The sequence below is a fragment of the Azospirillum sp. TSO22-1 genome, from assembly GCF_003116015.1.
Lineage (GTDB): Bacteria > Pseudomonadota > Alphaproteobacteria > Azospirillales > Azospirillaceae > Azospirillum.
In genome coordinates this window covers 49,686-74,418 of record NZ_LGQZ01000085.1, presented here as the reverse complement: position 1 = coordinate 74,418, position 24,733 = coordinate 49,686, and the positions used below count along the sequence as shown (strand labels likewise).

Sequence of the window (24,733 nt, the reverse complement as noted above, 5' to 3'; positions counted from 1 at the left end):
GTCACCCCCGTCCGATGCTGGTGAAGCCGCAGCCCAGGTCGCGGAGCTGGCGGCGCTGGTCGTCGGTCAGAACGTTGTTGGCGTCGATCACCTCGGGCCTCGCGTCCTTCAGCCATGCCGCGAGGTCGAGGCGGCGGTAGGGCGGCGAGGCCTGGGTGAAGACGACGGCGTCGAAGCCCGTCGGGTCCGGCAATTCGCGGCACACCGGGCGGGCCAGCTCGGCCCAGTAGGCGACCAGCGGGTCGTGCGCGACCACCTTGGCCTCCTCGCGCTCCGCCGCCTCGACGAAGGTCTGGGCCGGCGAGTAGCGGGTGTCGCCGACGTCCTCGCGGTAGGAGACGCCGAGCAGCAGGACGCGCTTGTCCCGCAGCGAGCCGCCGAAGCGCCGGCGCAGCGTGTCGAGCGCCACCAGCGGCATCGCCGCGTTGGTGCGCACCGCCTCGCTGGAGAACGGGAAGCCCAGGTCCTCGCGGCCGAACAGCGTGCGCGCCGCCACCGCGCCGAACAGCGGGTCCTTGGTCAGGCAGTAGCCGCCGACGCCGAAGCCGGGCTGGCGCATGTTGGCGTGGGTCGGGCGCTTGCGGATGGCGCCGACGATCTCGAACATGTCGATGCCCACCGCCTCGGCGAAGCGGCCCCATTCCTCCATGAAGGCGATGGTGACGGCGCGGTAGCTGTTCTCCAGCACCTTGGCCGTCTCCGACGCCGTGGTGCTGGCCAGCCGCGTCAGCGGGTAGTCCCTGACGTTAAGCACGGTGGACAGGAAGCGCTCGCAGGCGTCGGCCGCCTCCGGCGTGCGGCCGGAATAGACGCGCCAGTAGTTGACGATGGACTCGTAGTACTGCGCGCCGGGCATCACCCGCTCGTAGGAATGGGCGAGGTGGATGGCGTCCGCGGGCAGGCCGCGCGCCTCCAGCGCGGCGGCGAGGCGCGGCCCGATCACCCGCTCGCAGGTGCCGGGCGGCACCGTGGTCTCGACGATCACCAGCGCGCCGGGAGGCAGGCGGGATCCCAGATCGTCCATGGCGCGCTCCAGCGGGCCGAAGCGCACCTCCGGCTGCGGGGCGGACCAGTCGATGTCCAGGTTGATGTCCACCAGCACCACGTCGGCGATGGCGAACACCTCCGGGTTGTCGGTGGCGGTCAGGTTGCCGGCTTCGTGGGCGCGGACCAGCGCCGCGTCGAGCGCCGGGTCGCCGCCGGGAAACGGCATCGCGCCGCGGGCGATGCTGGAGACGCGGTGCCGGCCGGCCTCGTTGGGCAGGTCGACACCGACCACCGTATAGAGCGGCTGGCCGTCCGGCCCGCGCGCGTTGGCGATGGCGATGGCCATGGCGGAGCCGACGAAGCCCAGCCCCTGGACGCAGACCATCGGCCGGCCCCGGTCGACCGCGAGGTCGAGCGTGTCCGCCGGCGAAGCGATGTAATTCATGTCAATCCCCCCTAGACTCTTTCAGCCGTGCGCGTCGGCCACCGCCGTGCGCCTGGCGAGGGTGTGCGCGGGGTCCGCAAGGACCGGCGGAGCCGTCACGGCGGCGAAGCGGGCTGCCAGGACGCGGTAGTCGTGGTGTTCCAGCACGAAGCGCCGACCGTTCCCGCCGAGGCGGGCGCGCTCCTCCGGCGCCATCCCGGACAGCCGCAGCAGGGCGTCGGCGAAGGCTTGCGTATCCTCGGGCGGCACGGTGAAGCCGCACCGGCCCTCGCCGACCAGATCGTTGCCGGCCTCGCACGCCTGCACGATCGGCCGGCCGGCCAGCATGTAGTCGAACACCTTGTTGGGCGAGACGCCGTAGGCGTAGAGCGGGCTGCGCTTCCACGACATGGTCAGCGCGTCCATCTCCGCCAGGAACGTCTGGACGAGCACCTTGGGAATAACGCCCATGTGGTGGACGTTCGGCAGCGCCGCCGCCGCGATCCGCGCCTTGAATTCGCGCTCCGCCGATCCGCCGCCGACGAAGATGAAGGAAACCGGCTTGTCCTTCAGCCGGATCGCCGCGTCGAGGATCGTCTCCAGCGGGTCGGACGGGTTGATGCCGCCGGCGTAGCCGACCAGGAAATGCCCGCGCGCCCGCTCCGCGGCGATGCGGGAGGCGAGGTCCGGCGGCAGCTCGCCGGCCGGGGCGTTCCGGAAGGCGGCGGCCGGGATCCCGTTCGGGATGTGCACGAACTTCGCCGGATCCAGGCCGCGTCCGACCAGATAGTCGCGGGTGTGCGGCAGGATCGAGACCAGCGTGTCGACATGCCGGCAGGCGTAGTCCTCGGCCGCCTGCATCGCCCGGATGAACGGATGCCCGGGCGAATAGCCGCCGAGCAGCATCGGCGTCAGCGGCCACAGGTCGTGCACCTCGAACACCAGCCGCGCGCCGGCCCGGCGGGCGATGCGCGCGCCGGGGTAGATGTCGAGCGGGTAGGTGGAGGAGCAGATCACCACGTCCGGCCGCTCCTCCCGCGCCAGCCGCGGGGCGTAGGCCCAGAGCTTGGCGACGAAGGCCGCCATGTTGGCGACCCGCCCCAGGCCGTTGCCGGAATAGGGGCGGGTGCGCAGCCAGCGGTAGCGCACCCCCTCCTCGACGTCGGTGGCGAGGTCGTGGGTGGGCTCGGGCTGGCGGGCGCGCAGGTGCGAGTGGCTCGCCCCCACGATGGTCACCCGATGGCCGGCGGCCACCCACTCGCGGGCGAGGTAGAACGGCCGGTACTCCATGCCCAGCCGGTCCGACCCCGCGTAGTGGTTGATGAGCAGGATGTTCATTCCGCCGCCGCCTGGGTTGCCACCACCTCCGCCCCGAACGCGTCGGCGATGCAGCGCTGGTCCTCGTCGGTGAGATACGGGTGCATCGGCAGGCTGAACACCGTCTCCATCAGCCGGTCGGTCACCGGCAGCGCGCCGCCGGCCACCGGGTAGTGCTGGTAGGCGCGCTGGCGGTGCAGCGGCTTGGCGTAGTAGATCGCCGAGGGGACGCCGTTCTCCTTCAGCCGCTTCATCAGCGCGTCGCGCGCCCCGCTGCGCAGCGTGTACTGCGCCCAGGCCGAGGTGCAGCCCGGCAGCAGCGCCGGGCGGGCGAGGGCGGGCGGCAGCAGCGCGTCGTAGCGGTCGGCGACCTGGGCGCGCGCCTCCAGCTCCTCGGCGAAGATGGCGAGCTTCTCGATCAGGATGGCGGCCTGCACGGTGTCGAGGCGGCCGTTCATGCCGATGCGGACGTTGTCGTACTTGTCCGAACCCTGGCCGTGCACGCGCAGCGACTTCAGGACCGCCATGGTCTCGTCGTCGTCGGTGAACACCGCGCCGCCGTCGCCGTAGCAGCCCAGCGGCTTGGCCGGGAAGAAGCTGGTGGTGGTGAGGTCGCCGATGGTGCCGACCGGGCGGCCGCGGTGGACGGCGCCGAACGCCTGCGCCGCGTCGCAGACCAGCCACAGGCCGTTCTCGCGGACGATCGGTTCGATGGCGTCGTAGTCGCAGGGCTGGCCGAAGATATCCACGGTGATGACGCCGGCGAGCGGCAGCCCTTGCTCGCGCGCCGTCAGGACCGCCGCCTTCAGGCTGTCGGCGTCCATATTATAAGTGTCCTCCAGCACGTCGGCGAACACCGGCACGCCGCCGAGCATGGCGACCGCCTCCGCCGTGGCGCAGAAGGTGAAGGAGGGGACGATCACCGCCTCACCGGGCTTCAGCCCCTTGGCCATCAGCGCCAGCACCAGCGCGTCGGTGCCGTTGGCGCAGGACAGCGTGTGCTTCGCCCCGCAGAAGGCGGAGAGCTTGCGCTCCAGCTCGCCCACCTCCGGGCCCATGATGTAGGCGCCGTGGTCGAGGACGCGGGCGACCGCCGCGTCGAGCCGGTCGCGGATGCGCCGCTGCTGCCGGCCGAGGTCGATGAACTCGACTGCGCGGCGCATGGGGATCGGATCGGTCATGCCGGTTTTTCCCTTTTCTCAGGCGATCTTGGTTTCGGCGTCCGCGACGATCTCGGCCAGCTGGCCGTTGTCGTCGATGCGGTAGCGCTGGCCGGTGCGCGGGCAGGTCAGGTCGTCGCCCAGCTTCTCGCCGGCGTGGCTGACCCAGCCGATCCGGCGGGCCGGGTTGCCGACCATCAGCGCGTGCGGCGGCACGTCCCTGGTCACCACCGCCCCGGCGCCGATGAAGCAGTAGGCGCCCAGCGTGTGGCCGCAGACGACGGTGGCGTTGGCGCCGATGGAGGCGCCGCGGCCGACGTGGGTGACGCGGAACTCGTCCTTGCGCTCGATCTCGGCGCGCGGGTTGTTGACGTTGGTGAAGACGCAGCTGGGGCCGCAGAACACGCCGTCCTCCAGGATCACGCCGGGATAGACGCTGACGTTGTTCTGGATCTTGCAGCGGTCGCCGACCGTCACGTCGGGGCCGATCATGACGTTCTGGCCGATGTTGCAGCCGCGCCCGACCGCGGTGTTCTTCAGCACGTGGGTGAAGTGCCAGATCCGCGTGCCCTCGCCGATCACCGCGCCCTCGTCCACGCGGGCGGTCTCGTGCACGAAGAAGGGCGGCTTCACGGACTCCTCGGTCGTGGCCTCCCGACGCTTCAACTCCACCCACTCGCCGGTTTTCATGGAGCGCTGGGCGGCCTCCAGCACGGACAGCACGCCGATGCCCTCGTTGACGTCGGTGCGCGGGCGCCTGGCGTCGCGGACGCACTCCAGGAAGTGCAGGCACTCCAGGCGCAGCGGTTCGGCCGGCAGCACCTCGACGGGGATGGCGTCGGCCTTGGCGGGCTCGGCGGCGCCGTCGCGCCAGGCGACGCGGTGCGGATAGAGCACCAGCTTGTGCGTCCACGCCTGTCCGTCGTCGAAGACGGCCATGCCGGCCTCGCCGACCACGACCAGCTTCTGCTCCTTGTTCGGGTGCAGCCAGGAGACGTGGATGTGGCCGTTGATGCCGTTGGCGAACTTCATCTGCGTGGTGGTGACGTCGGCGATGCCGTTGTAGAGGTAGCTGTGGCCGACCGCGTGCACGCTTTCCGGCGCCTCGCCGGCCAGCGCCAGGATCATCGAGATGTCGTGCGGCGCGAAGCTCCAGAACACGTTCTCGGTGCGGCGGAATTTGCCGAGGTTCAGCCGGTTCGAGTAGATGTAGCGCAGCCGGCCCAGCCGCCCCTCGGCGACCAGCTGCTTCAGGCGCAGGAAGGCCGGGTGGTACTGCAGCAGATGGCCGACCATGACCACGCGCTTGGCGGCCTCGGCGGCCTTGCGCACCTTGGCGGCGTCCTCCTCGGCCAGCGCCAGCGGCTTTTCCACGAAGACGTGCTTGCCAGCGGCGATGGCGCGCAGCGCCAGCGCGGCGTGCGTCTCCGCCGGGGTGGCGAGCACCAGCGCGTCGATCTCGGGATCGGCCAGCACCTCGTCCAGCGTCCGGTTCGGCACGCCGAACTGCGCCGACAACTCGGCCGCACGTGCCGGGTTGGCTTCGCAGATCGCCGCCAGCGCCTCGGTCAGGTGGAAGTTGCGCACCAGGTTGATGCCCCAGTAGCCGCACCCCACCACCGCGACGCGCGGGACGGCCGCGTCGTTCCGTTCGTTGCTCATGCCTTGGCCACCGTGTCGGGGGTTTCGGGGAGCCCCAGCGCGCCGACCGCGTTGCGCGTATCGACGACCAGCTTGGAAAAGCGCAGGAGCTTGGCGTAATCCACGTCGTCGTGGTCGGTGACGATCACCGCCGCGTCGTAGCGCGCCAGCGCGTAATCCTCGAACGGCACGCACGCCTTGCCGGCGAGGTCCGCATGCTGCCGGGTCGGCGGGATGGTCGCGAAGTAGGGGTCGTAGTAGTCGACCTTGGCGCCGGCCTTGTCGAACAGCTCCATGATCGTCAGCGCCGGGCTCTCGCGCATGTCCGAGACGTTCTTCTTGTAGGCGATGCCGACCACCAGGATGCGGGAGTTCGACAGCCCCTTGTGGAAGCGGCGGTCCAACTCGTCGCGGGTCCGGCTCACCACGTAGTGCGGCATGCTGTTGTTGACCTCGCCGGCCAGCTCGATGAAGCGGGTGGCGATGCCCAGCTCGCGCGCCTTCCAGGTCAGGTAGAAGGGATCGATCGGGATGCAGTGCCCGCCCAGGCCCGGGCCGGGGTAGAAGGGCATGTAGCCGAACGGCTTCGACTTCGCGGCCTCGATCACCTCCCAGATGTCGATGCCCATGCGGTCGTAGACGATCTTCAGCTCGTTCACGAGGGCGATGTTGACCGAGCGGAAGATGTTCTCGGTCAGCTTCACCGCCTCCGCCGTCTCGGGCGAGGAGACCGGCACCGTCTTGACGAACTGCTCGTACAGCGCATTGCACAGCGCCAGCGCGGCCTCGCCGTCGCCCGAGACCACCTTGGGGATGCGCGCCGTCTCGAACTGGGCGTTGCCGGGGTCCTCGCGCTCCGGCGAGTAGGCAAGGAAGAAGTCCTCGCCGGATTTCAGGCCGGAGGCCTCCAGGATCGGCTTCATCACTTCGGTGGTGGTGCCAGGGTAGGTGGTGGACTCCAGCACCACCAGGTGGCCGCGGCGCAGGTGCCTGGCGATGGTGTGCGCCGTCGCCTCGACGAAGGACAGGTCGGGCTCGTGGTGGGACCCGAGCGGCGTCGGCACGCAGATCAGGATGGCGTCGGCCTCCTTGAAGCGGGCGGCGTCGGTGGTGGCGGCGAAGCGCTCGGCGGCGACGATCTTCCCGATGCGCTCGTCGGCGATGTGCTGCAGCGGACTGCGGCTGCCGTTCAGGTGCTCCACCGTGCGCGCGTCGATGTCGTAGCCGATGACCTTGAAGCCCGCCTCGCAGGCCGCCAGCGACAGCGGCAGCCCGACGTAGCCGAGGCCGACCACCGCCACCGTCGCCGTGCGCTCGCGGTAGCGGGCGAGCAGGTGCTCCAGATCGGACGATTGGGCGGGTGTGCGCGCGAGGTCCGGCTTGGACGCGAGTTGCAGCATGGGCGCGTGCTCGGTCAGCCGGCGGCGGCGCAGCATGTCCTCGAGAGCTTCGGTCGTCGTGTTGTCGAGTTGGTCCATCGTTTCCCCCTGCGCGGACGCGCGCGGCGGCGATCCGCGTGTGCCCGTGGCGTGGTCGGTTTCGCTGTGGATCCCCGACGGCGTCCCCCGCGTCCGGAGCCGTCAGTATTGTCTTTTGCGGCGCGTCTTCTTATGGAAAAGAAGGAGCGGGGAGGCCGTGCGTCGGGCTAGTCCGGAAGCACAGCGCGGTTCTCCAGATTCCGGAAGCGGCGCAGCGTCTCCTCCGAGGGCAGGCCGATGCCGAAGACGGCGAACACGCCGCGCACCAGCCACACCACGTCGTGCGGCAGGTTGCGGCGCGGGAAGTAATCCAGGTCGATGCGCGCCTTCGCGGGAAAGAGGACCGCGCGGTAGAACACGTGCGGATCGACGTTCTCGGGGAACAGGGCCCCCTCGTTGCGGAAGTACACCTGGTTCGGGCCGAAGATGCCCGGCCGGTGGTCGAGCACGCCGCGGTAGACGCCGTCGAACCCGTCGGCGAAGTCCAGCGTCTCCGGCCGCGGGCCGATGACCGACATCTCGCCCTTCAGCACGTTCCACAGCTGCGGCACCTCGTCGATCTTGGTGCGCTCGAGGAAGCGGCCGACGCGGGTCATGCGGCGGTCGTTCTTCACCGTCACCGCCTTGCCGGTGGCGCCGTCGTGGAACTTGCGGAACTTGTACAGGCGGAAGATCCGCCCGTGCTGGCCCAGCCGATTCTGCGCGTAGAGGATCGGCCCGGGCGAATCCAGCCGGATGGCTAGCACCACCGGGATCAGGATCGGCAGGAAGCAGACGATCCCGGCCAGCGCCACCACCACGTCGAAGATCCGCCGCAGCGTGGCGTCGGCCCGGCCGACGGCGCCGATGCGGGCCGGTGCCCGGTCGCGGACGTCGGACTCGCTGGTCATGCGGCGATCCCCTCGCGCTGGCTGGACAGGGCGCGGGCCAGCGCCCGCACCACCGTATCGACGTCCGCCGCGTCCATCTTCGGGTGCAGCGGCAGCGTCAGCTCGCGCCGGGCGAACGCCTCGGTGCGCGGCAGGCTGACGCCGGGGAAGCGCTCGCGGTAGTAGGTGAAGTGATGCAGCGGCGCGTAGTGCACGCTGGTCTGCACCCCGTCGGCGCGCAGCGAGTCCGCAACACGCGGACGGTCCACCCCGTCGGGCAGCAGCACCGGCATGATGTGGTGGGCGGACGCCCGCGGTTCGGCGAACGGCACGGCGATGTCCGGGCACGCGTCCGCCAGCCGGGTGCGGTAAAGGCCGGTGAGGTCCTTCCGCTTTTCGTTCCATGCCGGCAGCTTGGCCAGCTGCACCAGCCCGATGGCGGCGCGCAGTTCGTCCATGCGGTAGTTGAAGCCCGGCGCAATCACGTCATAGCCGCTGGCGTGGCCGCTCAGGCGCTGCTGCACGCTGGTGGTCATGCCGTGGCCGCGCAGGTTGTGCACGCGGTCCAGCACCGCCGGGTCACGGGCGACGACGGCGCCGCCCTCGGCGGTGGTCATGTTCTTGTTGCCGTAGAAGCTGAAGACGCCGGCATCCCCGATGGTGCCGGCGCCCCGCACGCCCGCCGCGTGCGCGGCATCCTCGATCAGGCGCAGGCCGTGCGCGTGCGCGAAGGCGCGCCAGCGCCCGGCGTCGGGCAGGTAGCCGGCGTAGTCCACCAGCATCACCGCGCGGGTGCGCCCCGTCACCTTGGCCGCGGCGTCGTCCAGGGACATCAGCGGCAGGGCCGGGTCCTCGACATCGACGAACACCGGCGTGGCGCCGACGTGCAGGACCACGTTGGCGGTCGCCACGAAGGTGGCGGACGGCACCAGCACCTCGTCGCCCGGTCCGATGCCCAGCGCGGCCAGCGCCAGGTGCAGGCCGGCGGTGGCGGAGCTGACGGCGACCGAGTCCGGAACGCCCTGGGTCTCGGCGAAGGCCTTCTCGAACGCGCGCACCCGGTCGCCCATGGTGATCCAGCCGGCGTCGATGACGGCGGCCAGGGCGGCCTTTTCCTCCTCGCCCAACGAGGGCTCGGCTACCAGAAGCATGACGTCTCCCCCCAAGGGACTCATGTGGATCGGGGGCGGTGGGCCGACGCCCCACCGCCCCCGGACGGCGTCAGGCGACGGCCCTCGTCTCGAAGGTGGGCCACTGCTCGTCCCAGGCCATTTCCTGGACTTTCTGGAAGTCGTCGACCCGCCCGATGTCGAGCCACAGGCCGCCGTGCTGGAAGATGCTGACCGGCTCGCGCGCCGCCATCATGCAGGCCATCAGGTGGTCGAAGCCGAACGGCACGCCGTCGGGGATGTAGGGCAGGATCTCCGGCTCCATGCAGTACACGCCCATGCTGACCAGATGGGTGAGCGTCGGCTTCTCCTGGAAGCGGGTGACCCGGTTGTTGTGCTCCTCGATGATGCCGAAGTCGGTCTCGATGGTGCGGCGCGTGGTGGCGATGGTCAGCTTGCCGCCCTGACGGTGGTGGAAATCGGCGAAGGCGCCGAGATTGAGGTCGGTCAGCACGTCGCCGTTGATGACCAGGAAGGTCTCGTCCAGCTGTTCGCGCAGCAGGCGCAGCGCGCCGACGGTGCCCAGCGGCTCGTTTTCCTCCGTGTAATGGATGTTGACGCCCCACTGGCGGCCGTCGCCGCACACGGCGCGGATCAGGTGGCCGAGGTAGCCGGTGGTGATGTAGACGTCCTGCACGCCGTTGCGCCGCAGCCATTTCAGCAGGAGTTCGAGCACCGGCTTCGATCCCACGGGCATCAAGGGTTTCGGCAGCACCGTCGTGTAGGGCCGGAGCCGCATCCCCTTGCCCCCGCACTGGATAACGCCTTTCATTCCTTTCCTCCTCTAGTGCCTCGCCTTGCGCCTTATTCGCACCGTGCCGGGACAATGTTCCAACAGGACGCGGGCGCGCCGGCATCCCCCGCGAAGCGTCGGCGGGCATGTTATGTTATGCTTTGCGTGAGTGTAAACCCGTTCCCTGGGTGTAAGCATAAGGCGCGCGGCACGGTATTCAGCGACCTTCCGCGCCCGGATTTGCTGAAATAATGAGGTAATGAGCGGCTTGATGCGCAGGCTTTCTGCCCCGATTTGCGCAGCGGACGCGTCCGTGTATAGCCTCTTTTTACGTTTACACCGCGTTTTCGACGGTCTTATGCTCATGGCGCTGGCAGGTGGAGGGCTTTCCGGGAATCGGCATCCGGAAGCGGCGCTCGGGCTGCGCGTGGCGGCCGGGGTGCATAAAAAAAAGACGAAGCCGATGCGCGGCGTGCGCGGCCGCATGGCCTGCCGGCCAGTGCTGCGCCTTTCATGAATGGTGAAAGGGAATGGGTATGGATCAATATGAGATCGTGCACGCCGGCGTTCGGGAGACGGTGCCGCACGTCAAGGAAGGAAGCGCCCCCACCGGCGAGACGGACGCCGTCGCGGCCCTGAAGCGCCGCAAAGTGCTGATCGCCGTGCTGGTCGTCGGCGCCACGGCGGCGGCGCTGGCGGTTACCCGGCTGATGACCCCGCTGTACGAGGCGGAGGCCGGCATCATGTTCAACCCGCGCGAACTGACGCTGGTCGGGGCGACGACCCAGCAGGGCACCATGCTTCCGTCGGAGGAGACGGCGCGCAAGAACTACATCGCCATCGTCCGCTCGCGCGGGGTGGCCGAGGTGGTGGTCGACCGCCTCCAGCTCGACAAGCTGCCGGAGTTCAACCCGACCCTGCGCCCGCCGTCGCGCACCCAGGCGATCGCCGACGAGATCCGCACCACGGTCTTGGGCTGGCTCGGGCCGGTGCTGGAGTACCTGCCGGACTCGATGCGCAAGACCGACACCAGCTGGCGTGACGGGGAGCTGAGCGACGAGCGCCTGCGCGACGAGATCATCAACCGTTTCCTGCGCCGGCTGGAGACGTCGTCCAGCGACGCCTCGCGCGTGATCGGCATCCGCTTCCTGTCCGAGGACAAGCAGCGCGCGGCGCTAATCGCCAACACGGTGGCCGAGCAGTTCATCATCCGCAAGCGCGACCAGGAGCTGACGGGCGCCGAAGTGCTGGCCCGCAACCTGACGCAGGAGGTCGCCGACCTCAACAAGGAGATCCAGGACGCCGAGCGCAAGGTCGATGAGCGGCGTCTGGCGCTGGGCATCCATTCCGACGCCAGCATGAAGGCGCTCAACGACCGCATGGCCGACCTGGGCCGCCAGCTCACCGCCGCCGCCGGCGAGCGCGTGCGCGCCGAGGCGGAGTTCGCCCAGGCGCAGTCGGTGCGCGGCGGCGACGCCGGCTCGGCGGCGCAGGTGCTGGGCTCGCCGCTGATCCAGCGGCTGCAGGAGGCGGCGGCCGGGGCGTCCAGCCGCGTCGCCCAGCTGCAGCTGCGCTACAACGACCAGCACCCGCAGCTGATCGCCGCGCGCTCCGAGCTGCGCGACATCCGCGGCAAGATCGCCGAGGAGGTCGGCAAGATCCAGAACGCCCGCCACAATGCCGTCGCCATCGCCAAGGCCAACGAGGCGGGCCTGCGCCAGCAGATGGACCAGCTGAAGGCGCAGATGGCCCGCGCCAGCGAGTCCGAGGTGGACATCGCGGTGCTGGAGCGCGAGGTCGAGGCCAAGCGCACGCTGATGCCGCAGCTCACCCAGCGGCTCAACAACGCCAACGCGCAGATCGACTACCTGCGCAACCAGGGCGCCGACACCCAGGTGATCTCGCAGGCGGTGGTGCCGCGCTTCCCCAGCCACCCGCCGGTGCTCGCCATCATGGCGACCGCGGTGGTGCTGGCGGCCGGCGGCGGTGGCGTGCTGGCGGTGATGCTGGAGCGCGCCGACCACACCATCCAGAGCACCTCGCAGCTGCGCTCCATCACGCCGCTGCGCGTGCTGGGCACGCTGCCGGTGACGCGCCGCCGCCGCCGCTCGCCCGCCCAGTCGGTGGTGGAGGGCAGCGATTCGGCCTATCTGGAGCACCTGCGCACCATCGCCTTGAGAGCCGGGGCGGCCGGGCCGGCGCCGGTGAAGGTGCTGCTGGTCACCTCCTCGGTGTCGGGCGAGGGCAAGAGCACCGCGGCCTCCTCGCTGGCCCGCATGCTGGCGCTGTCCGGCCGGCGGGTGATGCTGATCGACGCCGACCTGCGGGCGCCGACCATGCACAAGGTGCTCGGCCTGCGCCGCAACCGCGGGCTGGCCGAGTTCATCCAGGAGGGACTGGGGCTGGACGAGGTGGTGCAGCGCGACGAGGTCTCGGGCTGCGACGTCATCGCCGCCGGGCATTGCCGCGGCGCCTCGGCCGACGTGCTGTCGTCGTTGCGCATGCAGGAGCTGATCGGCCACCTGGCGATCACCTACGACACGGTGATCCTCGACTCGCCGCCGGTGCTGGCGGTGTGCGACGCGCACATCCTGGCGCGGCTGGCCGACCGCACGCTGATGATGGTGCGCTGGAAGTCCACCCAGGTGTCGACGCTGGTCAGCGCCCTGCAACGCCTGTCCGACGACAGCGTGCCGGTGGACGGCATCGTGCTGTCGCAGGTGGACGGCAGGAAGTACAGCGTCTACGGCTACTCGGACTCCGAGATCTTCTCCTCGGGGTTCCGGAAGTACTACACGCACTGACGGCGGCACGGCCGGACGGAATTGGGGGAGCGGTGCCGGGCGCCGCTCCCTTTTTCGTGGGCTTCCACCAAATTTGTGTCATCGACGTCATGGCCGGGCTTGTCCCGGCCATCCACGACCTGAAGCTTTGTGGACGTTCGAGTGCGTGGATGCCCGGGACAAGCCCGGGCATGACGAGCCGGGAAAGTGCAGGTGACGGGCACGAAAAAAGCCCCTCTCCACGACGGAGAGGGGCTTTTCTGAAAAAGACCGCGGGTGCTACGGCCGCCCGTCCATCTCGCTGCGCATCATGCCGGGCTGCAACATCCCGTACGCCGGCCCCACGCGGTCGTAAAGCTGCATCAGCCGGGCCTCTTCGTTGGCCCAGTTGAAGTGCGCCTTCACCGCCTCGCGGCCGCGGCGGCCCATGGCCTCGGCCTCCTCCGGATGGTCGAACATCCACTGGATGGCCTGGGCGATGGCGTCGGGGTCGGTGCAGTTCACGCACAGGCCGCAGCGGTGCGTCTCGATGAGGCCACGGTGGTAGGGGAAGTCGGCGGTGATCACCGGGATCCCGGCCGCCATGTACTCGTAGAGCTTGACCGGCTGGGTGTCGATGTAGTTCTGCGTCGGGTAGTACAGCGCCAGCCCGACCCGTGACTCGCCGAGCAGCTTCTGCACTCCGGCGCGGTCCACCCGGCCGCGGAACTCGACCCGCGGCCAGCCGGGCGAGGCCTCCATGGCGCGCTTCAGCGCCGCCGTCTCGACGCCGCCGGCCAGCAGCATCTTCGCCCGCGGGTCGGCGACCCGGGCCATGGCGTCCACCATCTCCACCGCGCAGCGGTCGGCGCAGATGGTGCCGGCGAAGGCGACGCCGCGCCGCTCGGCGAAGGGCGGGTCGCCGTCGCCCTTGAACTCGGTGAACAGCGCGAAGTTCTGCACCAGCGCCGTCTTGTGCTTGGGGAAGCGCTTGGTGATGGTCGGCGTTGCCGCCACCACGCCGGACATGGTGCGCCCGGCCAGCCACTCCACCGCCTCCGCCACCGCGGCGATCGGCGGGCGCAACGGCTTGGGGATCCAGGTGCGGGTCAGGATGTCGCGCGGCAGGTCCTCGTGCACGTCGTAGATCACCCGCTTGCCGAGCAGGCGCAGCAGCAGCCCGGCGGGGATCAGCTCCGGGTCGTGGAAGTGGTAGACGTCGCCCTTCAGCCGCAGCCCGGCGGCGACCACCGCCGACGTCGTCCGGAGCAGCCGCCCGACGAGGCCCGGGCGGCGCTTCAGCGCCACGATGTCCACCTCCTGCCGGCGCACCGGGCGGCCATCGTCGGTGAGGCAGCGGTTGTCGGGGATCACCAGCGACACGTCGTAGCCGGCCCGCGCGAGGCCCGAACACTCCTTGGCGAAGATGCGGGCGTCGTCGGCCAGGTGCGTCGAGGTCAGGTGGACGACCTTGACGCGATCCGGCGGCGAATGGCTGTCAGGCATGAGATCGTTTCCCCCATCATGGCGGAGCCGGAGCGTGAACAGATTCGGAGTGCTCCGGGTGCTGTTGTGTTATCTTAACGTACAGCTGCAAAAATCTGCGAGGAACCGCGCAAAAAGAGCAGGTGCACGCGCAGTCGGGCCGGATTTTCCCTCTTTGGAGGCACGGCGGCGGCGCCGCGCGGCCACCCCTTCTTCGCTCTTATGGTGCGTTTACCGACCGTCGTCGATAAGATAACATCGCCCGCTGTGCCCAACCGGCGACGAGGCGGGAGCGGATATGACGATGCACGCGCAGCTCGATCGGACCTATGGCCTCCAGCGCCGTGCCGGCCCGCTGCCCGCTTTCCTCGACGACCTGCTGTCGATCGAGATGTGCTTCATGCTGTACCTGACCGCCGGACGCTACAAGGCGCTGCCGGAGTTCGAGTTCCTGCCCGTCGATCCGACGATGCTGTTCTTCGCGCTGACGCTGGGCCTGATCATCCACAAGGTGGGCGCGCGCGAGATGCGGCTGCTGCCGCTGGACGCCGCCGACCTGTTGGTGATGGGCTTCGTGGCGCTGGGCATCGTCAGCGTGTTCTGGTCCAGCCTGGAGCCGAAGAACATCGACAAGGCGTGGCGCTTCGTGCTGGCCAGCACCAGCGCCTACTTCATAGCCAGGATCCTGGTGCAGGACCCGGAGCGGCGCGACCGGCTGGTGCGGCTGCTGATCGGCTTCAGCGTCGCGCTGATGGCCTACTACGCCTTCCACCGCTGGGTCGTCGGCATCAGCATGTGGGAGCTGGAGAACACCGGCCGCATCCGCGGCAACAACTACCTGGAATACGGCGCGCACGCCGGCTGGATGTTCTTCGGCGCGCTGGCGATGGTGGTCTTCGGGCCGCGGAAATGGCTGGTGCCGGCGCTGGCGGTGGCGGTGGCGGGGCTGTTCCTGCTGATGCTGATCGGCGCGCGCGGCTCGCTGGTGTTCTCGGCGCTCGCCGTGCCGCTGGCCGGCGCGATGCTGGTGATCGGCCGGCGGCGGGACGGCGGCGGCTTCCAGCGGCTCGTCCTGCTGCTGGTGGTGCTCGCCGTCATGGCCTGGGCCGGCTATGCCGCTCTGGTGGCGGTCAAAGGTTTCAGCGAGGCGTCGGAGCAGCTCTACACACTGGAGCGCCTGTCCGGGCAGATCTCCAACGAGGCGACCTATTCGCTGGACATCCGCGCCGAGGGGCGCGACCTGGCGTTCCGGCGCTGGCTGGAGCTGCCGTTGTTCGGCTGGGGCCTCGGCGAGTTCCGCGTCCAGCTCCCCACCCTCGACTACCCGCACAACCTGCTGCTTGAGACCCTGATGGAGATGGGGCTGGTCGGGACGGTGCCCTTCGTGGCGCTGCAGATCATCGCGCTGTTCGCCTGCCTGCGCGCCATCCGGAACCCGGACTCCTCGTGGATCGAGATGATGATCGCGCTGAAGTTCCTCACCGAGATCGTCTCGCACGCGAGCGTCGAAGGCTATCTCGGCGACAACCGCATGTACTTCACGCTGATCGCCCTGGCGCTCTGCATCGGGCGGAGCAAGCCGCAGGCGCTGAAACCGGTGTACGTCCGATGATCGCCGAGCTGGCCTTCCACCTCTACGTCTCCGCCGCCGGGGCGGACGCCAATCCCGGCACCGCCGAGCGGCCTGTGCGCAGCATCGCCCGCGCCGCTCAGTTGGCCAAGCCGGGCACCGTCGTGCACGTGGCGCCCGGGACCTACGAGGGCGGCTTCCAGACCGCCGCCAGCGGCACCGTGGAGGCGCCGATCGTCTACCTCTCGGAGGTTCCCGGCGCGGCGCGCATCGTGCCGCCGGCCGACAGCCGCAAGCAGGAGGCCTGGGACAACCGCGGCGCCGACGTGGTGATCGACGGGTTCGAGATCGACGGCGGTGCGTACCGGGGCGGCACGCCCTGGCTGTACGGCGTCTACACCACCGGCTCACGCTCGGTGGTGCGCAACACGAAGGTGCACGACATCGCCCGCGACGCCGCGGCCATGCGCGCCGCCAACACGGGCAACCAGGGCGGCGCCGGGATCATGGGCGACAGCTACTACGGCGGCCTGGACATCACCATAGCCGGCAACACCGTCTACAACATCGGCCCGGCCGAGGTGAGAAGCAACCTGGTGCACGGCGTCTACCTGGCGACGCGCGGGGCGGTGCTGAACAACCTGATCTACCAGGTGGTCGGCGACGGCGTCAGCACGTGGCACGACGCCACCGAGGTGAGGATCCTCAACAACACGGTGTTCCAGGCGCGCGGCGCCGGGATCCTGGTCGGCGCCGGCGACTTCTACAAGCGCACGGGGCCGCACGACGGATCGCGCATCTCCAACAACCTCGTCTACGACAACGCCAAGGGCATCGAGGAGGGCGGGGCGGTCGGCCCGCGGAACGCCTACACGCACAACCTCGTCTACGGCAACCGGACCGACTGGCGGCTGCGCGTCGGTCGGGCGGAGGCGACGGTGGCCGCCGACCCGCAGTTCGTGCGCTACGACCGGCTCGGCGGCGGCGACTACCGGCTCGCGCCCGGCTCGCCGGCCATCGACGCCGGCACGTTGGCCGCGGCGCCCGCCACCGATCTGGAGGGCGTGGCGCGGCCGCAGAACCGGGGTATCGACATCGGCGCCTACGAGCGCTCGACCACAGCCAAGACGTCCGCCGCCGTGCCTTGAGCCTCCCCCATTCACGTCCGGAGGGACCATGAACGACATCCGTCCGCTCATCGAAGACTGCTGCGGCTGGAACCGGCGGACCTGGGCCGACGCCGTCTCCTTTGCGCTGTCGGCGCTGCCGGGCGACCTGAGCGGCAAGCGGGTCCTGGAGATCGGCGCCGGCAAGTATTCCTGCCTCGCCCCGGTGTTCGCCGTGCTGGGGGCGGAGGTGACCTGCTCCTACTACGGGCAGGCGCACCACGCCATCGAGACCGGCCGGCTGCGGACCGTGTCGGAGAAGTACGGCATCACCGGCATCACGCTGCGCGAGGTGGACATCCACGACTTCACCGGCACGTACGACATCATCGTGCTGAAGTCGGTGCTGGGCGGCATCTGTCGCGCCGGCGACGTGGCGAAGATGCGCTCCATCGTCCGCGGCCTCGTCGGGCACCTGAGCGAGGATGGCGTGGTGCTGACCTTCGACAATGGCCATGTCGGCCCCGTCGCCAAGCTGAACAGCCTGCTGGGCGCCGGCCGCAACCGCTGGACCTATTTCCGGCGCGAGGACCTGGGCGAGGTGCTGGCCGGCTACGAGCACGAGACGCATGGCTTCGGCTTCCTGAACGTCGGCGCCGCCCGCTTCGCGCTGCGCCGCGACGTGGAGGCGCTGGAGGCGGTCAACGACGCCATCCACGCGGTGGATTCGGCGCTGCTGCGCCTGTTCGGCTTCCGCGAGCGCGCGGTGTACGGCACCGTCATCCGCAACCGCGCCGCCCGCGCGTCCGCGGCGGCGGCGGTGTCGTCAGGCAAGCCGCTCCTGTCGGGCGGGCTGTAGGTCGGCGGCACCGGGCCGGTCCGCCAGCAGCTCGGCGACGGCCCGGCCGACGGTGCGGTCGAGGTCGGGGATGAACGTTCCGTCCAGGTCGAACAGGGTGCGGAAGCGGTCGGCCTCGTAGCCGCCCGCCCGCACCGCCGCGTCGGTCGGCACGTACAGGCACGGGCCGGCGAGGTAGCCGGTGGCGATCCGCCCCGGCGGCAGGCGCGGCGCCAGGATCGGCCCCCACTCGCCGATCACCTCGCCGGTCATGGCGACGATTCCGCAGGCCGGGCCGAAGTCCAGGCTCACCATGTCCAACGCGATCTCCGGCGTGCCGTGGAAGATCGGTGCGGAGCGGAGGTGGCGGTGTTCCAGGTCCGCCTCCGCCGGTCGCGCCGCCTCGGCGCAGGCGACGGCGGTGGCGGCAAGCCTGTCGCCCCAGGCGCGGAAGCCGTCCGGCGTGAACCAGGGGATGTAGGGGTTGAAGGGCAGGGCGATGCGCAGGACCTCGTTCACCGTGCGCGGGACCGGGACCGGAATGTCGGCGATGGCCGACCCGGCGAAGCCCGGCAGGTAGAGCACCGCGCAACCGGCGCCGAACCGCGCGCGCAGATGGCCGCGCACGAGGCCGGGGAAGTCCGGCGACACCCGGTCCATGCGCGGGTAGCGGTTGGCGTGGCAGGCGAAGGACCAGACGACGGCGCGCACCGCCCCAGCGTCGTCGCGCAGCACGATGCAGCGCAGCGTCCGGTCGACGATTCCCTTGCGATACGGGGCCAGCGCGATCTCCCGCCCGAAGCGCAGGCGCCGCTCGTGGCGGAGCGCCGGGTAATCGAGCACCCAGGCCGGTTTGCGGCGGTTGACGTTGTAGGGTGCCAAGCGCTCCGCGGCGCCGGCGGAGACCGGCTCGGCCGGCAGCCGGCGGATGGCGTCGGCGACGCACCGCACCACCATGTCGCGGTAGGCCGGGTCGAGCGCGCCGAGCTGCGGCACCTCCGGCGCCAGGGAGGGCGCGTTGTGGGTGTGGGTGGCGACCAGCACCAGCCGCTCCGGCGCCAGTCCCGCCGCCGCGGCGATGGCGGCGTGCGTGGCGGCGCCGACGAACAGCGTGTCGAGGCTGGCCAGCACCACGCGCTGGCCGCCGCCGTCGACGAAGCCGGCGAGATTCGCCTCCAGCGGCGCGTCGATCCCGGTGAAGGCGCGCGTCCGCGCCGCGAAGCCGGCCAGCGGGGCGGGGCGGGCCGGCGTGATGTCGACGGTCAGGAAGCCGGCGCGCATCGGGTTGGTTCCTTCAACTCGTCCTGCCCGTGCCTCGCGCGCAGCCGCAGGATGGCCAGGGCGTTGAGGGCGAGCAGCGACAGGTTGGCCAGCACGCCGCCCACCGTCAGCGCGCCGATGCAGGCGAGCGGCGACAGTTCCAGCCACCAGGACAGCACCAGCGCCCCGGCGATGAAGGCCAGCCGCATCACCTCCCACGCCGCCATCCAGTGGTTGCGGCCGTAGATGTGCAGGCTCTCGGTGCCGTGCGCGGCGAGGCCGACGAAACTGCCCAGCACCAGCACTCCGGCGTACTCACCGGCCGTCGCCCAGGCCGCGCCGAAGATCCAGCCGAACAGCTCCGGCCCCCACCACACCAGCACCAGCGCCGGCGCCATGGCGGCGAGCAGCCCGGCGTTGAGGATCAGGAACAGCAGCCACAGCCGCCGCGGGTCCTCGTGCTGCAGGCGGGCGGCGTTGCCCCAGAAGACCTGGTTGACCGCCTGCCCGACGAAGGCGGTGGGCTGCCACAGCACGCGCCCCGCCAGCGACAGCTGCCCGTTCACCGCCAGCCCGTACAGCGACGGCATGACGAGATTGGGCGCCTGGGCGCTGACCGCGCTGACCATGCTGGACGGCGTGGCGACCAGCGGGAAGCGGCGGTACTCCCCGGCCACGGCGCGCAGCCGGGCGGGAGCCAGGGCGCGCAAGGACGCCGCGACGTCGGCCCGCGCGTGCCACGCGCCGCGCAGCATGCCCAGGGAGTAGCCGCCGATGTAGCCGAGCAGCAGGCTGGTGGCGTCCGTATGCCGCACCGCCAGCAGGATCTGGCAGCCGACCACGCCGACCAGCGTGACGAAGCGCGCCTGCGCGACCACCGCGAAATCCTTGTGGCGGACCAGCCAGCTCATGGCGATCTCGTGCAGCGCGGTGACCGCCAGCGCGACCGCCACCAGCACGACGTCCAGCACCGACATCGACAGCCAGCCGGCCAGCCACGGCTGCGCCAACACGCCGATCACCGCGAACAGCGGCGCCGCGCCGAGGACGATCAGCAGGCACAGCGCCAGCAGGTCGCGGGCCTCCGCGTCCTCCTGCGGCAGCGGCAGCGCCCAGTTGAAGCGCAGCAGCGCCCAGGGCAGCAGGAGGTTGACCAGCGCGCCGAGGATGGCGAAGTGGCCGAACGCCTCCGGCCCGTACAGGCGGGTGAGCAAAGGCGCCGCCAGGAAGGCCAGCGCCTGCCCCAGGCCCACCGCGCCGGAGATCCGCATCACGTCGCCGGTGACGCGGCCGATGAACGACCCGTTGCGCCGGACGGCGCCGAACAGCCGCGCCGTCCCGTTCGCCAGCGTGTTCACCTGCGGCATCCTTTTCGTCGTCCTGCCCAGAGCCAGAGAGCGGCGGGCAGGATGCCACGCCGAAATCGGACGGCGGAAGGCGCCACGAGGGGCTACCCCGACCAGGATCGCATCTATACGGCCATTCGTACCTCTCCCTCCGTCGGGCCGGGGCACCCCTTCTGCGTGGTCTCTTACTCCGGCTTCTTTTGTTTCTGACGATAAAAAACATAATAGCATCGGCCGCTATCACGCACTGGGAGGGAATGCGGATGACGGCATTTGCTTTGGTCGGCTGCGGGCGCATCGCCAAGCGGCACGCCGATCTGCTGTCGCAAGGGCAGATCAACGGGGCGACCCTGGCCGCCGTGGCGGAGATCGACGAATCCCGCCGCCAGCTCTTCGCCAAGGAATACGGCGTCCCGGCCTTCGCCGACCACCATGAGATGATGCGGGCGATGGGCGACAGGATCGACGTGGTCAGCGTGCTCACCGAGAGCGGCAACCACGCCCGCCACACCATCGACCTCGCCAAGTACGGCAAGCACATCGTGGTCGAGAAGCCGATGGCGCTGACGCTGGCCGACGCCGAGGCGATGATCCGCGCCTGCGACGCCGCCAACGTCAAGCTGTTCGTCGTCAAGCAGAACCGCTTCAACTTGCCCGTCGTCCGCCTGCGCCAGGCGCTGGAGCAGGGCCGCTTCGGCAAGATCGTCATGGGCACGGTGCGGGTGCGCTGGTGCCGGCCGCAGTCCTACTACGACCAGGCGAAGTGGCGCGGCACCTGGGCGCTCGACGGCGGCGTCTTCGCCAACCAGGCGAGCCACCACGTGGATCTGCTGGAATGGCTGCTGGGCGAGCCGGAGACGGTGTTCGCCAAGGCGCGCACCGCGCTGGTCGACATCGAGGCGGAGGACACCGGCGTCGCGCTGATCAAGTTCGCCAGCGGGGCGCTCGGCGTCGTCGAGGCGACCACGGCGACCCGGCCGAAGGACCTGGAGGGCTCCATCTCCATCCTCGGCGAGCGCGGCACGGTCGAGATCGGCGGTTTCGCCGTCAACGAGATGAAGACCTGGCAGTTCGTCGACCAGGGCCCCGAGGACGAGGCCATCCTGCGCGAGTGCCGCGAGACGCCGCCGGACGTCTACGGCTTCGGCCACAAGCATTACCTGAACAACGTGGTGGACAGCCTGGACAACGGCGGCCGCGCGCTGGTGGACGGGCTGGAGGGCTACAAGTCGCTCTACCTGCTGTCGGCCATCTACGAATCCATCGCCACCAACCAGGAGGTCCGGATGCGCTTCCGGCCCCAGGTCTCCCCCCTCGGCCTGATGCCCCAGCTTGGAGTGCACCCGTGAGCCTGACCACGCTCCAGAAGATCCCCTTCGTCAACCTCGCCCGCCAGATCGAGCGGCTGCGCCCCGACCTCGTGGCCGCGTTCGAGGCGGTGCTGGACTCGCGCGGCTTCATCAAGGGGCCGCACGTGACGGCGTTCGAGACGGCGTTCGCGGAGGCCATCGGGGCACCGCACATCGTCGGCTGCGCCAACGGCACCGCCGCGGTGGCGCTGGCGCTGGAGGCGGCGGGCGTCGGGCCGGGCGACGAGGTGATCGTCCCCTCCCACACCTTCATCGCCACCGGCGAGGCGGTGTGCCATGTCGGCGCCACGCCGGTGTTCTGCGACATCGACCCGGACACCTACACCCTCGACCCCAGGGACGCCGAACGGCGCATCACGCCGCGCACGCGGGCGATCATCCCCGTGCACATCTACGGCACGCCGGCGGATATGGACGCGATCCTCGACCTCGCCGGGGCCCATGATCTCGTGGTGATCGAGGACTGCGCGCAGGCGCACCTCGCCACCTGCAAGGGGCGCATGGTGGGCAGCATCGGCCATGCCGGCAGCTTCAGCTTCTTCCCCGGCAAGAACCTGGGCGCGCTCGGCGACGCCGGGGCGGTGGCGACCGGCGACGCACGGCTCGCCGAGCGCATCCGCAAGCTCGCCGACCACGGCCGCCTGTCGAAGTACGAGCACGACATCGTCGGCTACAACCAGCGCCTGGATGGGTTGCAGGCGGCGCTGCTGTCGGTGAAGCTGCCGCATCTGCGCGGCTGGACCGAGCGTCGCCGGCGCGTCGCCGCCTACTACGACAGCCGGCTGAAGCCGGCCGGCGTCAAGGTGATCGAGGCGCCGGAGGGGGCGGAGTCCGTCTACCACCTCTACGTCATCGAGGTGGACGACCAGCAGAAGACCGCCGCGGCGCTGGCGGCGCTGGGTGTCGAGACCGGCGTGCATTACCCGTGCCCGCTGCACCGGCAGCCGGCCTTCCGTTACCTGGGCGGCGAGGCGCTGCCGAATGCGGAACGGGCGGCCGCGCGCATTCTCAGCCTGCCGATCTGCGGCGAGATCACCGACGAGGAGGCCGAGTACGCCTGCGATCAGGTGTTGGCCGTCCTGCGGGAATAGGGCTCCATCCCTGGCAAAGGCCCTTCTCCTGCGGGAGAGGGCCTTTTCTTTTCATGATGGGGCGTTCGAATAGATGAAGAACCGTGAGCTGCCGTAGGCGTATTCGTCGGTCTTCCGAAGGAGCGCGTCCTTTGCCAGCACCGGCGCCAGCCCGGCGGGGTTGGAGACGATCAGCTGGACGACGCGGTGGCGCACGCGCAACGAGCGGTGCAGGTTGCCCAGCACCACCGCCATCACCGCCGGGCGGAACGGGTTGAACAGGAAGATCACCTCCTCGTCGCCGGTGAAGCGGTACTCGGCGGCGTCGCCTTCGATGATGACGATGTCGGCCGATGGATTGGCGGACCGGCTGTAGACGGTGACGTTGGTCCGGCAGATGGCGGCGAGTTCCGGCGCGAATTCGATGCCGACGATGCGGCGGAACGGGTAGGCCGCGGCGGCGCACAGGATGCGGCCCTTGCCGCAGCCGAAATCGACGAACACGCCGCCCAAGGGCGGCTTGAGGTGCGCCATCAGCTTGTGGAACGCGCGCACCCGCGTCGGCGTGTACCCGATGCCCAGGTGCTTGTTGCGGCCGCGGACCGCCAGCGCATCGAGCGATACGTCCTGCGCCGTCTCGGTGCCGTGGATGCGGTCGAAACGCAGATCATCCATCAGGGCCGCGGCGTTCTCCAGCGTGCCGCGCAACCCGTTCGCCCGTACGCTCTCAGCGTAATGGGCAAGTGCCTTCAGGGCAAATTTCATGTCGTTGATTCCCATTTTTCGTTATGCGCCCGGCAAACGCCAAAACCCCCACGCCGGTGGCGTGGAGGGGCTTGGCGCATCTGCCGTCACAGCCGTTTCGCTGTGTTGAGAAGCCCCTTCCCCACGAGGGGGGAGGGGCCTTGTTGCGTCACCCCCGCGCGGGGGTCGCCGTCGTGCCGCGCGCCGCCGTCCGCCGTGCGGCGAACAGCCGCCAGGCGCCGCGCAGCACCGGCATCGGGTCGTCCCAGGCCATCGCCGACTTGCCGTCGCAGCGCAGCGCCCACAGCGCCCAGGCCGCCAGCGGCGTGCCGGAGGCGCGGATCGCGGCGAAGTCGTTCACCATGTGGCACCACTCCACGCCGGCCCGCGCGCGCCGCGTCACCGGGCGCGGCAAGCCGAGCAGGTCGGCGTAGACCAGCGCCGGCAGGTTGACCCCGGCCAGCGCGCCGGCCAGATGCCAGAGGTTGAAGCGCGGGTTGACCTCCAGCAGGTGCAGCGAACCGTCCGGCGCGCGCTTGAAGTCGAACTTGGCGACGCCGCGCAGGTCGAGCCGGCGCGTCAGGTCGCGGCCGAGCGCCGTCACGTCCGCCTCGTCGGTGATGGTCAGCGCCGTGGTGTGGCCGTAGGCCTCGGGATAGGTGCGGATCTTGCGGCCGGTGAACTCGCCGGCGATGTCCCCCCAGCGGTCAACGAACACGTGGTAGCTCTCGATGCAGGATTCCGGGCCGGGGATCATCTCCTGCGCCAGCAGGTCCTGCCCGCCGGAGGCGAGGTGGGGCCACAGCGCGCGCAGCCCGGCCGGGCTGTCGACCTGGTGCGCCTTGCCGGCCTCGCCCAACGCCAGCCACGCCCGGGTGCGGCGGGTTGGCTTGATGATGATGGGAAAGCTCAGGTCGAGGTCCGGCGCCTCGTCCATGGCCGCGGGGCGCAGCAGGCGGGTCTTCGGCACCGGCAGGTTCAGGCGCTCGGCCAGCAGGCGGAAGCGCGACTTGTCCACCAGGTCCTCGACCAGCCCGGCGTCCGCGACCACGAAGCGGAACGCCCGCGCCAGATGGCTGCGGTAGCGGGAGATCATGAGGAGCTTTGAATCCTCCTCATAGAACAGCACCGGCGGCTGGTCCTGCCGCAGGCCGAAGGCCACCAGCTTGTCGACCAGCGCCTCGGGCTCGGTGGCGGCATCCCAGGAGAGCGTGGTCCGGGCGTACCGGGACGCGAGCGTCGGGCTGTCCGTACGGCCGAGCGCCGCGCAGGGGTAGCCGGCCAGGGCGAGCGGCCGCAGGAGGTCCATGCTGCCCATGACGCACGCCAGCGGCAGGCCGTCCGGTGAAGTCCCGATGTGGTGGTTCATGCAGGTTCCCCTGGTTCGTGGCCCCGGTTCTTGGC

Annotated in this window: 20 protein-coding genes; 7 read left to right on the top strand and 13 right to left on the bottom strand. The window is 70.3% G+C overall.

Annotated elements, in window-relative coordinates; genetic code table 11:
• Position 1 precedes the first annotated feature (1 nt).
• The 8 genes from TSO221_RS22705 to TSO221_RS22670 form a co-directional block, all read right to left on the bottom strand.
• Complete coding sequence (locus TSO221_RS22705) at positions 2 to 1,432, bottom strand: nucleotide sugar dehydrogenase (protein WP_109120800.1); 1,431 nt, start codon at positions 1,430 to 1,432, stop codon at positions 2 to 4.
• 21 nt (positions 1,433 to 1,453) lie between these two features.
• Entirely contained in the window at positions 1,454 to 2,749 is a 1,296-nt protein-coding gene (locus TSO221_RS22700; RefSeq protein WP_109120799.1) for a glycosyltransferase family 4 protein, read from the bottom strand.
• Positions 2,746 to 3,909 carry a DegT/DnrJ/EryC1/StrS family aminotransferase gene (locus TSO221_RS22695; protein ID WP_109120798.1) on the bottom strand — a complete coding sequence of 388 codons (1,164 nt, stop codon included), beginning with the start codon at positions 3,907 to 3,909 and terminating at the stop codon, positions 2,746 to 2,748. The genes TSO221_RS22700 and TSO221_RS22695 overlap by 4 nt, the downstream gene beginning before the upstream one ends.
• Before the next feature lie 18 nt (positions 3,910 to 3,927).
• Positions 3,928 to 5,550, bottom strand: coding sequence for a Gfo/Idh/MocA family oxidoreductase (locus TSO221_RS36855; protein WP_109120797.1), 1,623 nt, complete (start codon positions 5,548 to 5,550; stop codon positions 3,928 to 3,930).
• Positions 5,547 to 7,007: a nucleotide sugar dehydrogenase gene (locus tag TSO221_RS22685; protein ID WP_247878193.1), complete on the bottom strand. Its 1,461-nt coding sequence runs from the start codon at positions 7,005 to 7,007 to the stop codon at positions 5,547 to 5,549. The genes TSO221_RS36855 and TSO221_RS22685 overlap by 4 nt, the downstream gene beginning before the upstream one ends.
• 167 nt (positions 7,008 to 7,174) lie before the next feature.
• Positions 7,175 to 7,897, bottom strand: a complete 723-nt coding sequence (locus tag TSO221_RS22680; RefSeq protein WP_109120796.1) for a sugar transferase — start codon at positions 7,895 to 7,897, stop codon at positions 7,175 to 7,177.
• Complete coding sequence (locus TSO221_RS22675; protein WP_109120795.1) at positions 7,894 to 9,027, bottom strand: DegT/DnrJ/EryC1/StrS aminotransferase family protein; 1,134 nt, start codon at positions 9,025 to 9,027, stop codon at positions 7,894 to 7,896. Before TSO221_RS22675 ends, TSO221_RS22680 begins: the two co-directional genes overlap by 4 nt.
• A gap of 70 nt (positions 9,028 to 9,097) precedes the next feature.
• A complete protein-coding gene (locus tag TSO221_RS22670; protein WP_109120794.1) occupies positions 9,098 to 9,817 on the bottom strand; it encodes a nucleotidyltransferase family protein in 720 nt (239 codons plus the stop codon).
• A gap of 220 nt (positions 9,818 to 10,037) precedes the next feature.
• Between TSO221_RS22670 and TSO221_RS35105 the strand changes: the two genes are divergently transcribed.
• Together TSO221_RS35105 and TSO221_RS22665 are read left to right on the top strand one after the other, a co-directional pair.
• Positions 10,038 to 10,295, top strand: a complete 258-nt coding sequence (locus TSO221_RS35105; RefSeq protein ID WP_146208880.1) for a hypothetical protein — start codon at positions 10,038 to 10,040, stop codon at positions 10,293 to 10,295.
• 19 nt (positions 10,296 to 10,314) lie between these two features.
• Positions 10,315 to 12,582, top strand: coding sequence for a polysaccharide biosynthesis tyrosine autokinase (locus tag TSO221_RS22665; protein ID WP_158284183.1), 2,268 nt, complete (start codon positions 10,315 to 10,317; stop codon positions 12,580 to 12,582).
• Between the two features lie 258 nt (positions 12,583 to 12,840).
• Here TSO221_RS22665 and TSO221_RS22660 read toward each other — a convergent pair whose 3' ends face one another.
• On the bottom strand, positions 12,841 to 14,046 hold the full coding sequence (locus tag TSO221_RS22660; protein ID WP_109120792.1) for a glycosyltransferase family 4 protein: 1,206 nt from the start codon (positions 14,044 to 14,046) through the stop codon (positions 12,841 to 12,843).
• Positions 14,047 to 14,323: 277 nt separating this feature from the next.
• On the opposite strand from TSO221_RS22660, the gene TSO221_RS22655 reads away from it, so the two are divergent.
• The 3 genes from TSO221_RS22655 to TSO221_RS22645 are packed head-to-tail and all read left to right on the top strand — an operon-like array spanning position 14,324 to position 17,560.
• Positions 14,324 to 15,637 (top strand): O-antigen ligase family protein, encoded by a 1,314-nt coding sequence (locus TSO221_RS22655; protein ID WP_109120791.1) that lies wholly within the window; start codon positions 14,324 to 14,326, stop codon positions 15,635 to 15,637.
• Complete coding sequence (locus TSO221_RS22650; protein ID WP_109120790.1) at positions 15,634 to 16,743, top strand: right-handed parallel beta-helix repeat-containing protein; 1,110 nt, start codon at positions 15,634 to 15,636, stop codon at positions 16,741 to 16,743. Before TSO221_RS22655 ends, TSO221_RS22650 begins: the two co-directional genes overlap by 4 nt.
• Positions 16,744 to 16,771: 28 nt before the next feature.
• Positions 16,772 to 17,560 carry a hypothetical protein gene (locus TSO221_RS22645; protein WP_109120789.1) on the top strand — a complete coding sequence of 263 codons (789 nt, stop codon included), beginning with the start codon at positions 16,772 to 16,774 and terminating at the stop codon, positions 17,558 to 17,560.
• Here the strand turns inward: TSO221_RS22645 and TSO221_RS22640 are convergent.
• Positions 17,528 to 18,820, bottom strand: coding sequence for a hypothetical protein (locus TSO221_RS22640; RefSeq protein WP_109120788.1), 1,293 nt, complete (start codon positions 18,818 to 18,820; stop codon positions 17,528 to 17,530). The two genes, TSO221_RS22645 and TSO221_RS22640, sit on opposite strands and share 33 nt — an antisense overlap.
• Positions 18,802 to 20,166 carry an oligosaccharide flippase family protein gene (locus tag TSO221_RS22635; protein WP_158284182.1) on the bottom strand — a complete coding sequence of 455 codons (1,365 nt, stop codon included), beginning with the start codon at positions 20,164 to 20,166 and terminating at the stop codon, positions 18,802 to 18,804. Before TSO221_RS22635 ends, TSO221_RS22640 begins: the two co-directional genes overlap by 19 nt.
• Positions 20,167 to 20,408: 242 nt before the next feature.
• On the opposite strand from TSO221_RS22635, the gene TSO221_RS22630 reads away from it, so the two are divergent.
• Both TSO221_RS22630 and TSO221_RS22625 read left to right on the top strand, forming a co-directional pair.
• Positions 20,409 to 21,494 carry a Gfo/Idh/MocA family oxidoreductase gene (locus TSO221_RS22630; RefSeq protein ID WP_109120786.1) on the top strand — a complete coding sequence of 362 codons (1,086 nt, stop codon included), beginning with the start codon at positions 20,409 to 20,411 and terminating at the stop codon, positions 21,492 to 21,494.
• Positions 21,491 to 22,606 carry a DegT/DnrJ/EryC1/StrS family aminotransferase gene (locus TSO221_RS22625; RefSeq protein WP_199229580.1) on the top strand — a complete coding sequence of 372 codons (1,116 nt, stop codon included), beginning with the start codon at positions 21,491 to 21,493 and terminating at the stop codon, positions 22,604 to 22,606. The genes TSO221_RS22630 and TSO221_RS22625 overlap by 4 nt, the downstream gene beginning before the upstream one ends.
• 51 nt (positions 22,607 to 22,657) lie before the next feature.
• Here TSO221_RS22625 and TSO221_RS22620 read toward each other — a convergent pair whose 3' ends face one another.
• A complete protein-coding gene (locus TSO221_RS22620) occupies positions 22,658 to 23,350 on the bottom strand; it encodes a class I SAM-dependent methyltransferase (RefSeq protein ID WP_158284181.1) in 693 nt (230 codons plus the stop codon).
• Between the two features lie 148 nt (positions 23,351 to 23,498).
• Complete coding sequence (locus TSO221_RS22615) at positions 23,499 to 24,698, bottom strand: ATP-grasp domain-containing protein (RefSeq protein ID WP_109120784.1); 1,200 nt, start codon at positions 24,696 to 24,698, stop codon at positions 23,499 to 23,501.
• Positions 24,699 to 24,733: the final 35 nt, after the last annotated feature.